This window comes from Hymenobacter sp. CRA2, assembly GCF_002007105.1.
Lineage (GTDB): Bacteria > Bacteroidota > Bacteroidia > Cytophagales > Hymenobacteraceae > Solirubrum.
In genome coordinates, this window is record NZ_MVBC01000002.1 from 458731 (window position 1) to 473616 (window position 14886).

The 14886-nt window shown below is 61.2% G+C and carries 14 protein-coding genes; 12 read left to right on the forward strand and 2 right to left on the reverse strand.

Translation table 11 applies throughout. From position 1 onward, the window contains the following. Positions 1-73: 73 nt before the first annotated feature. The 5 genes from plsX to accC all read left to right on the forward strand — a co-directional run bounded on the left by plsX (position 74) and on the right by accC (position 4865). Complete coding sequence (plsX, locus tag B0919_RS05725; protein ID WP_078011259.1) at positions 74-1018, forward strand: phosphate acyltransferase PlsX; 945 nt, start codon at positions 74-76, stop codon at positions 1016-1018. 114 nt (positions 1019-1132) lie between these two features. Further along, positions 1133-2146, forward strand: a complete 1014-nt coding sequence (locus B0919_RS05730) for a beta-ketoacyl-ACP synthase III (protein WP_078011260.1) — start codon at positions 1133-1135, stop codon at positions 2144-2146. Between the two features lie 183 nt (positions 2147-2329). Further along, a complete protein-coding gene (gene efp / locus B0919_RS05735) occupies positions 2330-2893 on the forward strand; it encodes an elongation factor P (protein ID WP_078011261.1) in 564 nt (187 codons plus the stop codon). A gap of 34 nt (positions 2894-2927) precedes the next feature. Further along, entirely contained in the window at positions 2928-3416 is a 489-nt protein-coding gene (gene accB, locus B0919_RS05740; RefSeq protein ID WP_078011262.1) for an acetyl-CoA carboxylase biotin carboxyl carrier protein, read from the forward strand. Positions 3417-3521: 105 nt separating this feature from the next. Further along, positions 3522-4865 carry an acetyl-CoA carboxylase biotin carboxylase subunit gene (gene accC / locus B0919_RS05745; RefSeq protein WP_078011263.1) on the forward strand — a complete coding sequence of 448 codons (1344 nt, stop codon included), beginning with the start codon at positions 3522-3524 and terminating at the stop codon, positions 4863-4865. 84 nt (positions 4866-4949) lie between these two features. On the opposite strand, the gene B0919_RS05750 is transcribed toward accC, so the two are convergent. Beyond that, positions 4950-5531: a DUF3109 family protein gene (locus B0919_RS05750; RefSeq protein WP_078011264.1), complete on the reverse strand. Its 582-nt coding sequence runs from the start codon at positions 5529-5531 to the stop codon at positions 4950-4952. A gap of 182 nt (positions 5532-5713) precedes the next feature. Here B0919_RS05750 and B0919_RS05755 point away from each other — a divergent pair, with 182 nt between their 5' ends. From B0919_RS05755 to B0919_RS05785, 7 genes are all read left to right on the forward strand, one after another. Next, on the forward strand, positions 5714-6904 hold the full coding sequence (locus B0919_RS05755; protein ID WP_078011265.1) for a hypothetical protein: 1191 nt from the start codon (positions 5714-5716) through the stop codon (positions 6902-6904). 328 nt (positions 6905-7232) lie between these two features. Then, positions 7233-9473 (forward strand): ATP-dependent helicase, encoded by a 2241-nt coding sequence (locus tag B0919_RS05760; RefSeq protein WP_078011401.1) that lies wholly within the window; start codon positions 7233-7235, stop codon positions 9471-9473. A gap of 111 nt (positions 9474-9584) precedes the next feature. Further along, entirely contained in the window at positions 9585-10067 is a 483-nt protein-coding gene (locus B0919_RS05765; RefSeq protein ID WP_139361934.1) for an HAD domain-containing protein, read from the forward strand. Between the two features lie 169 nt (positions 10068-10236). After that, a complete protein-coding gene (locus B0919_RS05770; RefSeq protein WP_078011267.1) occupies positions 10237-10977 on the forward strand; it encodes a DUF4290 domain-containing protein in 741 nt (246 codons plus the stop codon). A 112-nt stretch (positions 10978-11089) separates the two neighbouring features. Continuing rightward, the gene (gene murA / locus B0919_RS05775; RefSeq protein ID WP_078011268.1) at positions 11090-12400 is read left to right on the forward strand and encodes a UDP-N-acetylglucosamine 1-carboxyvinyltransferase; all 1311 of its coding nucleotides are present in this window, start codon (positions 11090-11092) and stop codon (positions 12398-12400) included. A gap of 155 nt (positions 12401-12555) precedes the next feature. Further along, positions 12556-13431 carry a DUF4349 domain-containing protein gene (locus B0919_RS05780; RefSeq protein ID WP_078011269.1) on the forward strand — a complete coding sequence of 292 codons (876 nt, stop codon included), beginning with the start codon at positions 12556-12558 and terminating at the stop codon, positions 13429-13431. Positions 13432-13504: 73 nt separating this feature from the next. Then, positions 13505-14389: a DUF4349 domain-containing protein gene (locus B0919_RS05785; RefSeq protein ID WP_078011270.1), complete on the forward strand. Its 885-nt coding sequence runs from the start codon at positions 13505-13507 to the stop codon at positions 14387-14389. Between the two features lie 77 nt (positions 14390-14466). Here the strand turns inward: B0919_RS05785 and B0919_RS05790 are convergent, their stop codons facing one another. Then, the gene (locus tag B0919_RS05790) at positions 14467-14802 is read right to left on the reverse strand and encodes a phage holin family protein (protein WP_078011271.1); all 336 of its coding nucleotides are present in this window, start codon (positions 14800-14802) and stop codon (positions 14467-14469) included. Between the last annotated feature and the right edge of the window lie 84 nt (positions 14803-14886).

Below are 14886 nucleotides of genomic sequence, written 5' to 3' on the forward strand. Positions count from 1 at the left end.
TCCTAGCCCAGCCGGCGGCCCTCACCCGGCCGCCGGTTTTACATTACCGCCGACTGTTCTTCATCCCGCTTTCATGAAAATAGCCCTCGACGCCATGGGCGGCGACTTCGCCCCCCAAGCTGCCGTGGACGGAGCCGTGCTGGCCGCCGAACAACTCGATGGCCAGGCCACTATCGTGGTTATCGGCCAGGAAGAAGCCGTGCGCCCCCTGCTCGATGCGCACGGCGAGCGTGCCCGCAATGTGGAGTTTGTGCCCGCTACGCAGGTCATTGCCATGGGGGAACACCCCACCAAAGCCCTGCAGCAAAAGCCCGATTCCAGTATTGCCGTCGGTTATAAGCTACTGCACGGCAGCGATGTAGAGGCCTTCTGCTCGGCTGGCAGCACCGGTGCTATGCTGGTGGGCGCCATCTTCAGCGTAAAGCCCGTGCCCGGCGTGATGCGCCCGGCCATTGCCAACCTCGTGCCCAAGCTCAACAAAGAGTACGGCGTGATGGTGGACGCCGGTGCCAACGCCGAGTGCAAGCCCGAAATGCTGGAGCAGTTTGCGGAACTTGGCTCGCTCTACGCGCAGTACGTGCTGGGCATCGACCAGCCGAAAGTCGGTCTGATGAACCTTGGCGAGGAAGAAGGCAAGGGCACTGCCCTGCTGCAAGCCGCCTACAACCTGCTGAAGGTGAATCCGCACATTCACTTCATCGGCAACATCGAGGGCCGCGACATGTTCAATGACAAGGCCGACGTCATTGTGTGCGACGGCTACACCGGGAACGTGATTCTGAAGCTCTCGGAGTCGTTCTACGACATCATGCAGGAGAAAGGGATGAACATGGACCCGTTCTTCCACAAGTTCGACTACGAAGGCGTGGGCGGCTCACCTATCCTGGGCATCAACGACAACGTCATCATCGGCCACGGCGTGAGCGGGCCCAAAGCCATCTGCAGCATGTTGCTGCAGGGCTTTAAGATGGCGCAGTCGGGCATTGCCGACCAGATCAAGGCGACCTTCAAGTCGTAATGCGCATCTAATTTGCAGCAAGGTCCGGCCCTACTCGGTCGGACTTTTTGCTACCTTGGCGGCCGTTTTCGGCGGCCCTACCTCTCTCCAGCCGCTTTTTCTTTTCTCTTGCCCATGAAGCTGACCGCTGCCATTACCGGCGTAGGCGCCTACGTACCCGAGTACGTGCTGACCAACCAGGAACTCGAAAAGCTGGTCGATACCAACGACGAGTGGATTCAAACCCGGACCGGTATCAAGGAGCGCCGCATCCTGAAGGGTGAAAACCAGGGCACCTCGGTAATGGCCATCAAGGCCGTGCAGCAGCTGCTGGACAAGACCGGCACCAAGCCCGAGGACGTGGAGTTGCTGATCTGTGCTACCACCACGCCGGACATGGTATTCCCGGCCACGGCCAACATTATTTCGGAAGGCGTGGGCATCAAGAACGCCTTCAGCTACGATATTTCGGCCGCCTGCTCGGGCTTTCTGTTCGCTCTGGCCACCGGGGCCTCGTTTGTGCGTGCCGGCCTCTACAAGAAGGTAATCGTCGTCGGGGCCGATAAAATGTCGGCCATTACGGACTATACCGACCGCTCCACCTGCATCCTGTTCGGCGACGGCGCCGGCGCGGTCATGCTCGAACCGAGCACCGACGGCTACGGCATCCTCGACCAGGAGCTGCGCTCCGACGGCATCGGAGAGAATTACCTGTTCCAGAAAGCCGGTGGTTCGCGCCGCCCGCCGTCCATCGAGACGGTGACCAACCGGGAGCATTTTGTGTACCAGGAAGGCGCAACGGTGTACAAGTTCGCCGTGAAAGGCATGGCCGATGTAGCCGGCACCGTGGCTGAGCGCAATGGCCTCAACGCGGACACCATTGACTGGCTGGTGCCGCACCAGGCCAACAAGCGCATCATTGACGCTACGGCCAACCGCGTGGGCATCGGCTCGGACAAAGTGATGCTGAACATCTACAAGTACGGCAACACTACCAACGCTACCATTCCGCTCTGCCTCTCGGACTACGAAAGCCAGCTGCGCCGCGGCAACAACTTGATTCTCGCGGCTTTTGGTGGCGGCTTCACCTGGGGCGCGCTCTACGTAAAGTGGGCTTACGACCCCAAGCCTGGCCCGCAAAACGCCTAAGTACCAGGGCGGCCGGCGCGCAATCAGCTATACTTGCACCCCCGACGTGCCGCCCCGCCACCCGGTCGGGTCGGCACGTTGATTTTTCTCCCCCAATCGTTTTCCTCTCCCTGACGCAGTAGGCCCGGCGTTTTTCCGGAAATCAGCTTGGCTGCGGCGTCACTCCTAACTTTTCTTTCACTCATGGCAACCACCGCGGATTTTCGCAATGGCCTCGTTCTGAATTACAACGGGGACCTGCACGTCATCACGGAGTTTCAGCACGTGAAGCCGGGCAAAGGCCCCGCCTTCGTGCGCACCAAAATGCGCAACATCAAAACCGGTAAGGTGATTGACAACACCTTCAACGCCGGCGTAAAGGTGGAAACGGCCCGCGTGGAGCAGCGCCCGCACCAGTACCTCTACAAGGACGACTACGGCTACACCTTCATGGACACCGATTCCTTCGAGCAGATTACCCTGCCGGAAGCCATGGTGCCCTTCGCCGACCTGATGAAGGAGGGCCAAGCCGTGACCATCCTGATGCACGCCGAGACGGAGCAGCCGCTGACCGCTGAACTGCCCTCCTTCGTGGAGCTGGTGGTAACCTACACCGAGCCCGGCCTGCGCGGCGACACGGCGACCAACACCCTGAAGCCGGCCATTCTGGAAACGGGTGCCCGCATCCAGGTTCCTTTGTTCATTGACCAAGACCAGAAAATCAAGGTCGACACCCGCGACTACAGCTATGTCGAAAGAGTCAAATAAGGATAAGGACCAAGCGAAGCCCTCCCCCGCTGCCATGAAAGCCAAAGAACTGCAAGACCTCATCGACTTCATCGCGAAGTCGGGCCTGAACAAGGTCAACATCGAGACGGAAGAATTCAAGATTTCGGTACAGCGCGAGCCGAACACCAAGTACGTGGCTACGGCCGCTGCTGCGGCCCCGGCTCCGGTGGCCGCTCCGGCCCCGCAGGCGGCTCCGGCCGCCGCTGCCCCCGCGCCGCAAGCGGCCGCTCCGGCTGCTGCTGAAGCTCCGGCGGCCAGCAACACCGTAGCTCTGAAAGCCCCGATGATTGGCACGTTCTACCGCTCGAGCAGCCCCGAAAGCCCGGCTTTCGTGAACGTGGGCGACGTGGTGGAGCAAGGTCAGGTGATTTGCATCATCGAGGCCATGAAGCTCTTCAACGAAATCGAAGCTGAGCAGCGCGGCCGCATCGTGAAGGCCATGGTCGACAACGCCTCCCCCGTGGAGTACGACCAGCCGCTGTTCCTCATCGAGCCGATGTAATTAGTAGACATGAGAGGTGAGACCTGAGAAGTGAGATGGGCGCCCCGCGAGGCCGAGCGTCAGTCTAGCTTCCCAGGTCTCACCTCTCACTTCTTTCCCAGAGCTGTGTTCAAGAAAATACTCATTGCCAACCGCGGGGAAATTGCGCTGCGCGTGATTCGCACCTGCCGCGAGATGGGCATCAAGACGGTGGCCGTGTACTCCACCGCCGACAAGGAAAGCCTGCACGTGCGCTTCGCCGACGAGGCCGTGTGCATCGGGCCGCCCGCCTCGCGCGACTCCTACCTGAACATTCCGAACCTGATTGCCGCCGCCGAAATCACCAACGCCGACGCCATTCATCCTGGCTATGGCTTCTTGTCGGAAAACGCGGAATTCTCGCGCATCTGCCGCGAAAACGGCATCAAGTTCATCGGCGCCTCGCCCGAAATGATCAACTCCATGGGCGACAAAGCGTCGGCCAAGGACACGATGAAAAAGGCTGGCGTGCCTACCATTCCCGGTTCCGATGGCTTGCTCGACTCGGTGGAGCAGGGCAAGAAAGTGGCCGCCCAGATCAAGTACCCCGTCATTCTGAAGGCCACGGCCGGCGGCGGCGGGCGCGGCATGCGCATCATCAAGAGCGAAGACGAGTTCGAGAAAGCCTGGAACGACGCGCGCACCGAAGCCAAAGCGGCCTTTAGCAACGACGGCGTATACCTGGAGAAGTTTGTGGAGGAACCCCGCCACATCGAAATCCAGGTAGCCGGCGACCAGTTCGGCACCGTGTGCCACCTCTCGGAGCGGGACTGCTCGATTCAGCGCCGCCACCAGAAACTGGTGGAGGAAGCGCCCTCGCCCTTCATGACGGAGGAGCTGCGCCAGAAGATGGGTGCCGCCGCCATTGCCGGCGCCGGTAGCATCGGCTACGAAGGCGTGGGCACCATCGAGTTCCTCGTGGATAAGAACCGCGACTTCTACTTCATGGAGATGAACACCCGCATTCAGGTGGAGCACCCTGTGACGGAAGAGGTTATCAACTTCGACCTGATCAAGGAGCAGATCAAGATTGCGGCGGGCATTGCCATTTCGGGCAAAAACTACCTGCCCAAGCTGCACGCCATGGAGTGCCGGATCAACGCCGAGGACCCGGCGAAGGACTTCCGGCCGGCGCCCGGCAAAATCACCGTGCTGCACATTCCCGGCGGCCACGGCGTGCGCGTGGATACCCACGTATATGCCGGCTACCAGATTCCGCCGAACTATGACTCCATGATTGCCAAGCTCATCACCGTGGCCCAGACCCGCGAGGAGTGCGTGGTGAAAATGAAGCGTGCCCTGTCGGAATTCGTGGTGGAAGGTATCAAGACGACCATCCCCTTCCACCTGAAGCTGATGGACAACGAGGACTTCAAAGCCGGCAACTTCACCACGAAGTTCCTGGAGTCGTTCGACTTCTCGACGCTGTAAGAATCCTCTGCTCAGGCAGAAACAAGGACGCCCCGCCAGTATTGGCGGGGCGTCCTTGTTTTCACGGGGTTCGGAGTGCTGTGGCTATTCGGCCGGCAGTGGCTTGGGCTGCTCGATTTCCTGCACCAACTCGCCGTACCACTGCTCGCCGTACTTGCTGATCAGCGGCTCGCGCAAAAACTTGTACACCGGCACGCCCAGCTGGGCCCCGAAGGCGCAGGCCGGGTTGCAGATTTCCCACCGGTCATAGTTCAGGGCATCGAACTCATCGTACTTGCTGATGCGGATGGGGTACAGGTGGCAGCTGATGGGCTTTTTGAACGTCGTCGCGCCGGCCAGGTAGGCCTGCTCGATGCCGCACTTGAGGATGCCCCGCTCGTCGTAGAGCGCGTAGGCGCACTCGCGGTTGTCGATGGTGGTGGTGCTGTAGTCGCCTTCCCAGTCTTTGACGTAGAGGCCCTGCTCCTCGATGGCATGGCGGCCGGCGTGGGTCAGAAAGGGCTTGATCTTGTCGTACTCCTGCTCCAGAATGCGGAGCTCTGCCTCTTCGAGCGGAGCGCCCAGGTCGCCCTCCACGCAGCAGGCGCCCTTGCAGCGCTCCAGGTTGCAGACGAAAAACTGGTCGCGGACGTCGTCGGAGACGATGGTATTCTGGATGACAATCATCGGAGTAAGCGGAAAGCGAACCGCAAAGATACGGCGCCGAATTCGGTAGCAACAGCCGATGGCGGCACGAAGTTCGGATGTACCCAACCTGCTCTACGCCGGTTTGCGTCGGCGCAGTTGGGTGTATAGCTTACCGCTTATATAGGCTCATCTGCTTGCCTTTATCTCCTAACTATTGCCGTATGGAACACTTCGCCGCCGCTTCCACCCGCCGCGCTCCGACGCCCGCTCACCTGCTCAACACCCTCGCAGCGACCTTGGCGCTCAGCTTGGTACTCAGCCCCTTGCTGTATAAGCTGACCGTAGCAACCGGCGTGCTGGCGGCCCTGCCCGATGCTCCCAGCACCTGCGGGGATACGCCCTTACAGTGGTTGACGCTGCACGTAGGGCTGGCTTGGGGCGGCGTAGTGGGGCTGGTGCTGGCCGTGGGTCAGTACGCGCGACGCCGCCGCTGGGCAGTAGCCGACGTGGCGCTGGACGTGGTCACGCTGTTTCTGAGCCTAACGCTTTTTGAATACGGCTGCTCCAAGGTGTTTGCCACTCAGTTTCCACGGCTTTGGGCCAACCTGGACACCCCGCCGCTTGACATGACGCCTATGCGCGTGGCGTGGCAGTTCTTCGGCTACTCGCGGGGGTATCAGCAGTTTTTGGGCTGGGGCGAGGTGCTGCCGGCTGCCTTGCTGTTATTCCGGCGTACCCGCACGCTGGGCGCTTTCGTCGCCTCCGTGGTCATGCTGAACGTGTTTCTGATCAACATCTTCTTTGACGTCTGCGTCAAAATCGGGTCCGGCAGCTACTTGTTCTTCGCCCTGCTGCTGCTGGCGCAGGATGCCGACCGGCTCTGGCAATTCTTCATCCTGCACCGGCCGGTGGCGCCCCGCACGCTGCCGGCCACGGCTGAGCGTTTCGGGCGCCGGGGCCGGCTGGTGTACCGCGGCCTGGGCGTACTGCTCACACTCGCCATGCTTGGCCTCACATTTATGGACGGGCAGGGTGTGGTTGAGTACGCCGCTGAGCAAGCTGCCACCCTGCCCGTCACGGGCGTGTGGGAAACCAAGCGCGCGGCGCGCTGGCACGAAGGCCGCTGGCAGCTCCTCTCGCCGGCCGATTCCGCTTATCCCACCCGCACGTACTTCCAGGCGGCCCAAGCCGTGTTGCGCAACCCTACCCGCCGCGACCGGTTCGTCACCAAGCCTGATTCCACCAACCCCGGGCAGGTTATCCAATTAATCGGCCGCAACGAAGCCAACGAGTATGCTCCACCCCGCCGCTGGCAATTCCAGCGCACCGGCGATTCGCTACGGCTGCTGGGCCGCTGGCGCCAGGACTCGCTGCAACTGGTGCTGCACCTGAACCGCGGGCTGATGAAATAGGCCGTAGCTGTTGCTGCGCTGGTCTCAGAAGCTTCTAAGGGCGTTGCGGCCGCTTCTACGGCCTCCCCGGTTGGTTCTAAGAATGTTTCGCTCGCTTCTAAGACCTTTTTGGCTGCTTCTGCATACGTCCAACAGCTTCTACGTCCGTCTGAAGCCTTTCTACCGATTGGCGGGCATTTGCGTGCCTGTAGAAAGCATTGGCCCGTGCGCTAGGCCCAGCCAACGGCCCGGCTAACCACATTAGCCACTTCAGCCCTTCCCCCGGCGCACCTTTCGCCCTACCTTTGTTGTTTAGCTGCTAAGCCGGCTACAAGAAAGACGAATGGCACTGGATTATATCAACCTCCTGAACGAGTCGCAGCGCGGCGCGGTGTTGCACACCGAAGGCCCGGCGATGATTATTGCGGGCGCGGGCTCGGGCAAGACGCGGGTACTGACTTACCGCATTGCCCACCTGCTGGAAAAGGGTGTGGACCCGTTCAACATCCTGGCCCTGACCTTTACCAACAAGGCCGCCCGCGAAATGCGCGCGCGTATCGAGAAGGTGGTTGGCCCCGAGGCCAAAAACCTCTGGATGGGCACCTTCCACAGCATCTTCGCCCGCATTCTGCGCTCGGAGGCCGACAAGCTTGGCTATCCGCGCTCCTTCACCATCTACGACACCCAGGACACCAAGACGCTCATCACGCAAATCGTGAAGGAGCTGGACCTGGACGACAAGCTCTACAAGCCGAGCACGGTGCTGGGGCGCATTTCGGCGGCCAAAAACAAGCTAATTTCGGTGCAGCAGTACCTGAACGACCCTGTCATCAAGCAGGACGACGAGGCCGCGCTGCGCCCCAAAATCGGCATCATCTACCAGCAGTACCAGCAGCGCTGCTTCAAGGCCGGCGCCATGGACTTCGACGACCTGCTGTACCAGACCAACGTCCTGTTCAAGGACCACCCGGACGCGCTGAACAAGTACCAGAACATCTTCCACTACGTGATGGTGGACGAGTACCAGGATACGAACTACTCGCAGTATCTCATCAGCCGGAAGCTGGCGGCCAAAAACCGTAATATCTGCGTGGTGGGCGACGACGCGCAGAGCATCTATGCCTTCCGCGGCGCCGACATCCAGAACATTCTCAACTTCGAGAAGGACTACCCGGAGCTGGCCATTTTCAAGCTGGAGCAGAATTACCGCAGCACGAAAAACATCGTGAAGGCGGCCAACTCCGTCATCAAGAACAACCAGGCCCAGCTGCGCAAGAGCGTGTTTTCCGACAACGAGGAAGGCCCGCGCATCGAGGTAATCCGGGCGGCTTCCGACAACGAGGAAGGCAAGCTGGTGGCCAATAGCATCTACGAGGAGAAGATGAACCATCACCTCTCGTACGACCATTTCGCCATCCTCTACCGCACCAACGCCCAGAGCCGCGCCATGGAAGAATCCCTGCGCAAGCTCAACATCAAGTACAAAATCGTCGGTGGCCTGTCGTTCTACCAGCGCAAGGAAATCAAGGATTTGGTGGCCTACCTACGCTTGACCGTCAACCCCAACGACGAGCAGGCGCTGCGCCGCATCATCAACTACCCCAAGCGCGGCATCGGCGACACGACCATCAGCAAGCTGATCAACGCGGCCGAGGAGTCGAACCACACGCTCTGGGAAGTGGTGACCAACGCCGACCAGTTTCTGCCCGCCCGCGTGTCGAACCCGGTGGTGGACTTCGGCGAGAAAATCAAGAGCTACACCGTAGTGGCCGGCAAGGACGACGCCTTCGAAGCGGCCAAGTTCATTGCCAAGAACTCGGGCATGATCGAGGACCTCTACGCCGACAAGAGCATCGAGGGCCTCTCGCGCTACGAGAACATCCAGGAGCTGCTGAACGGTATCAAGGAGTACGTGGACGACCCGGAGCGCGAGGACAAGTCGCTGGCTTCCTTCCTGCAGGACATTGCCCTGGTCACTGACACCGACCTCAAGGACGCCAAGGACGACGGCGAATCGGTGACGCTGATGACCATCCACTCGGCCAAGGGCCTGGAGTTCCGCAACGTGTACATCGTGGGCATGGAGGAAAACCTCTTCCCCTCCCAGATGATGATTACCTCACGCACGGACCTGGAGGAGGAGCGCCGCCTGTTCTACGTGGCCATTACCCGGGCCGAGAAGAAGCTGACGCTGAGCTACGCCACCTCCCGCTACCAGTGGGGCAACCTGCGCAGTTGCGAGAAAAGCCGCTTCATCGACGAAATCGACCCCACCTTCGTGGAGTTCAAGTACGGCACCGAGGAAAGTCCCTTCGCGCCGGTGCTGGAGCGTCGCTCGAACCTGGTGGGCGCGCAGAAAATCAAGCCTGCCGCGGCCCCGGTGAAGCCCTACGTGCCCTCCCCCGACTTCAAGCCCTCGGACACCACCAACCTGGCCGTCGGCAACAAGGTGGAGCACCCCAAGTTCGGTTTCGGGGCGGTGAGCAAGCTGGAAAAGCAGGACGGCGCAGTGAAAGCCACGATTCAGTTTGAAGGCGGCGTGGGCGAAAAAACCCTGCTGCTGAGCTTCGCCAAGCTGCGGATTTTGTAGAGCCCGGTGCGTTGTCCCGCGCACTTATAGTTCGCGCCTCCTGAACGATTGTCGTAGAACGACGCCGCTCAGGAGGCGCGAACTGCTTTTTAGCGGCCTTGACAGAAGCCTATGGATACTCCGACGAACAGTATCATTTTCCTCGACATTGATGGGGTGTTGTGCACCCAGCCGTTGTGGAAGCCAGAGATTATGGCCGCCGATGGTTACAGCGAATTCAATACAGCTTGTGTGCAGAACCTGAACTTGCTGATTAAGCAAACCGGCGCGGGCGTCATTCTAACCTCTTCCCGCCGCATGGCGAAGTCGGTACCCGAATTGCAGGCCCTGCTGCAGCGGCGCGGTTTTCAAGGGCTCGTGGTGGGCAAAGTCGACGACGCCACTGAACCAAACGGCTCTTCGCATGCTTCTGAAATAGCCGGCTGGCTGCTGCGCCACGGCGAACCGGCGCACTACGTCATTTTGGACGATGACAGCCGCCTTGCCGAGCTTGCCGGCCGCTACCGTCGTCACTGGGTGCGGACTGCGTACCACCGTGGTTTGGATGCCAATGCCTTGGCGGAGGCGCTGCTGATTCTCCAAGGCAGCCCATAATTTCGGTCGCGCATATTGCCGGTGGCCAAAAGCGCTACCAAACGGCCCAACTGCCGTATATTTAGCACCTCAAATAGCCGAGCTGTTTCACCGCCCGGCGCCTTCGGCTGGCCTTCCCTCCTATCCAGGTGCAAGAATCCGCGCCGCCGAATCCTTTCCTGACCAACCAATGATTGACAATCTTCCCCCGCAGCTCCAGCTGTTGGTGCGCGAATACGGCCAGAATACCTACCAGCTGGCCCAAACGCTGCTCACGCTGGAAGACCGCGCCGAGCGCACCAAGCGCGCCCACCAGATTGTGCAGCTGATGTTCCGCCTCAACCCCGGGGTGCGCGAGCAGCAGGATTACCAGCACAAGCTCTGGAACCACCTCTACGCCATGACCGGCAACCAGCTGGACGTGGACGCTCCCTTCCCGCTCACCGGCCTCGACCAGTTCACGCGCCGCCCCGAGCGCATGGCTTACCCCACCAAAGGCCCCAAGCTGCGCCCCTACGGCAAAAACGTGGAGGAGCTGGTTGCCAAGGCCATTGCGTTGGAAGACACCACGGCCCGCGAGCAGGCCGCCATTAGCATCGGCCGGGTAATGAAGTTCCTGCACCGCATGCACAGCAAGGACATCCCAAAGGACGTGACCATCATCCGTCACCTGAAGGATTTGTCGGCTGGCAAGCTGGTACTCGATCAAGCACAGGTAGACGCGGCCGGCGGTTTCGATACCATGACCGGCTCGGCCAGCCAGGGCAGCGGTGGCGGAGGCCGCGCTAGCCAGGGCGCCTTCGTGGTACCGCAGCCGCGCGCCGAGCGCGAGCAACGCCGCGGTGGCGGTGGTGGCGGCGGTAAAAACGAACGCCGCGACAAGCGCCGGGGCAAAAAAGGAGGACGCGAACAGCAACAACCGCCGCAGTAATTTTTTAGACGTGAGTAGTGAGACACGAGAAGTGAGATGAATGCTCTACCGAGTTGGGCTTCTGTCTCCCTCTCATGTCTCACTACTCACGTCTCATAGACTCTGTTCCAGAATGGCAGCAGCTTTTGAAGTAATCGGCGGGAAACCGCTACGCGGCGAGATTGTGCCGCAGGGGGCCAAAAACGAGGCCCTGCAAATCCTTTGTGCCGTGCTCCTGACCGCGGAGCCCGTCACCATCTCCAACATCCCGGACATCCGCGACGTCAACAAGCTCATCGAGCTGCTCGGCAGCATGGGCGTGAAGGTGGAACGGCTCAGCCAGGACACCTACCGCTTCCAGGCCGACGAAGTCAACCTCGACTACCTCGACACGGCGGAGTTTGTAAAGCAGGCGCGCGAGCTGCGCGGCTCGGTGATGATCCTGGGCCCGATGCTGGCCCGCTACGGCAAGTGCCAGCTGCCCAAGCCGGGTGGGGACAAAATCGGCCGCCGCCCGCTGGACACCCACTTTTTGGGTCTGCAGAAGCTCGGTGGCGAGCTGACCGTGGAAGGAACCGACTTCTACAAGATGGCTGCTCCGAACGGGCTGCGCGGCGCGTACATGCTGCTGGACGAGGCCTCGGTAACGGGCACCGCCAACATCGTGATGGGCGCCGTACTGGCGGAGGGCACCACCACCATCTACAACGCGGCCTGCGAGCCGTACCTGCAGCAGCTCTGCAAGATGATGGTGCGCATGGGCGCCAGCATTCAGGGCATCGGCTCCAACCTGCTCGTCATCGAGGGCGTGAAAACCCTGGGCGGCACCGAGCACCGCATGCTGCCCGATATGATTGAAATCGGCTCCTTCATCGGCCTGGCCGCCATGACGGGTTCCGAAATTACCATCAAGGACTGCGCCATCCCCGAGCTGGGGCTGATTCCGGATACCTTCCGCAAGCTGGGCATCAAGCTGGAATTCCGCGGCGACGACATCTACGTGCCGGCTCAGGACCGCTACGAAATTGCCACTTACCTCGACGGCTCCATCCTGACGGTGTCGGACCACACCTGGCCCGGCTTCACGCCCGACCTGCTGAGCATCGTGCTGGTGGTGGCCACCCAGGCCAAGGGCACCGTACTGATTCACCAGAAGATGTTCGAGTCGCGCCTGTTCTTTGTGGACAAGCTCATCGACATGGGCGCGCAGATTACCCTCTGCGACCCGCACCGCGCCATCGTCATCGGCCTGGACAAGCACCACGCCCTGCGCGGCATCACCATGACCTCGCCCGACATTCGCGCCGGCGTGGCTCTGCTGATTGCCGCCCTCTCGGCCGAGGGTACGAGCAAGATTCTAAACATTGAGCAGATTGACCGCGGCTACCAGAATATCGAAGGCCGTCTGCAGGCCCTCGGCGCCCAAATCAAGCGCATCGGGTAAGCTCCGCGTTTAGCCACTGAAAGCCCCGCCCCTACCGGCGGGGCTTTTTTTGTGCTGATGGAATTCTGGTGCGCGCTGGGTTACCTGAGGCCAGCGCCGTGCATAAAAGCCAAAGCTGCGCGGCTTTCTTCGCCAACCCAACCCCTTCATTTCTGATGAAACGCCTGTTGTATCCGGCCCTACTCGGGCTGGCCCTGGCGGGGTGCGCCCAAGCCGAAAAGGACGACCGCGCCGCTGCCCAAGAAACGGAATCTTCGACTGTGCAACCCGGCTCCGGCGCGGCCACCTCGTACCCTTCGCCCGCTGCCACTTCCGGACTACCTGCGCAAACGGCGGGTTTGACCCAACACCCCGCCAACCGCAGCGTCATCTACCACGGCGAGATGAGCCTGCGCGTGGACGACTTCGAGCAGGCCACCGACCGGCTCGAAGCCCTACTCAACCGCCACGGAGCCGTGCTTGGCACCGCCCACGAAACCCGCGCTAACGGCCAGCACCAGCAGAACCTGACCATCAAGGTGAAGCCGGAGCAGTTTCGGGCCCTGGTGTCGGCCATCGGCAAGCTCGGGCGCATCGAGCGCAAAGACGTGGAATCGTCGGACGTAACGGCCGACCTGCTGGCCGCCCGCGACTCGGCGTCCGCCAAACAAACGGCGGCGACCCGCGCCCGGCAGCAGGCTGCGGCTACCCCCGGTCGGTCTGCCGAGCTGACGACCCGCGCCGGCCAATTGCAGGAAGCTGCGGAAGATGCCCGCGCCATTGCCAAATCCCTCGGAGTGCAAACCCAATGGGCCACCCTCACCCTGCACCTGTATCAGCTGGTGCCGGACGAAGAAACCACTGAGCCGCTGCCCGCCTACGGGCCGCAGTTTGCGGCGGCCTTTGTGCGCGGTGGCAGCGCCCTGCTCAGCACCCTGGTAGTACTCACGAATATCTGGCCCCTGGCGCTGCTGGGTGGCGTAAGCTACTGGGCGATGCGGCGCTGGCGACGAGTGGCTTCTCCGGCCCGGTCTGAACAGCCCGGCGCGTAAAACCGCGGCTTCTGCAAAAGGAAAAACCCAGCTCGGCGTTATCCGAAAAAGCTCATCAAATCTGCTTAGCTCAATGAAACAGGTAACAGGAATACTGGTGTGGTTGGGGCTGCTGTTAACTGCCTGCAGCCAGGAAGAAGGCAACAGCGCGGCGACAAGTGCCAACACGGATGTAGTGCTGGAAGCTCCTGCTCTTGCGGCACCCGTGGCCGACAAAGCCGTGGCCAATGAGCAGGAAGATGCCTTGGCCGACGGCTCCTCCGGCTCTCCGGCCGTGCCCATCAGCCCGACGGCCCGGCAATTGATTTACCGGGCCGACGTGGACATCAAAGTGCGCGACCTGGCCCGGGCCGCGACACGCGTCGACAGCATCGTGCGGCGCAGCGGCAGCTGGGTGGGCGCGGCCGCCCAAACACGCTCTGATGACGAATGGCGCCAGGAAATGACCATCCGCGTGCAGCCAGCTAAGTTCGTCGGTCTACTGGCAGGACTATCTACGCTCGGCACCGTGGAGCGCAAGGCCCTTACCTCGGAGGACGTCACAGCTGAGCACGCCGACGTGGCGGCCCGCCTACGCACCAAACGCGCCCTGGAACAACGCTATCTAGGGCTGCTCAAGCAGGCCAAGAAGGTTAGCGAGGTGCTGGAAATCGAAGCTAAAATCGGCGAGGTACGCGAAGAAATCGAGTCAGCCGAAAGCCGCTTCAAGGCCCTGAACGACCAAGTAGCCTACTCTACCATCACCCTGAAACTGTACCAGCCGCTGGCTTTGCCCACGCCGGATGCGCCGGTGCTCAGCTTCGGCAGCCGCGTGGCCGAAGCCTTCTACGGCGGCTGGCAGTTCGTCACCAGCCTGGTTATCGGCCTGATTTATCTCTGGCCGATATGGATTGTGCTGGCGGTGGCCCTGTGGCTGTTGCGCAGCTGGCAGCGCCGCAAAGTCCGCATCGAAGCGTAGTGGCTCCCTGACGGACAGCAAAAGCCCCGCGCCAAGTGCTTGACGCGGGGCTTTTGCTTAACGGGGCAGCTATTTCGTTAGTCGATAATCATATCGACTACGGCCGTTACCAGGGTAAGCACCACGCTGAAAATCAGCGCCGAAATAAAGCCATCCACTTTGAAGCCGGGCAGTATCCAATCGGCCAGGAGCACGATAACGGCGTTGATGACGAGCAGAAACAGGCCCAGCGTGAGGATGGTGATGGGGAAGCCCACAAACTTAAGAATCGGCTTGACCACGGCGTTGAGCACCCCGAGCACCAGCACCAGCAGCAGCGCGTCGGTGAAGCCGCCGAGGTGGGCGCCGGGCAGCACCTTGGTCAGCACGTAGGCGACGATGGCGCTGAGGATAAATTTCAGAATGAAGCCCATAACGGGTGCGTTTGGAAGGAGGAGAAAAAAGAAGCCCGCCGGCTCAGCAGTGAACCGACGGGCAACTATACGAAAAAGTCGATG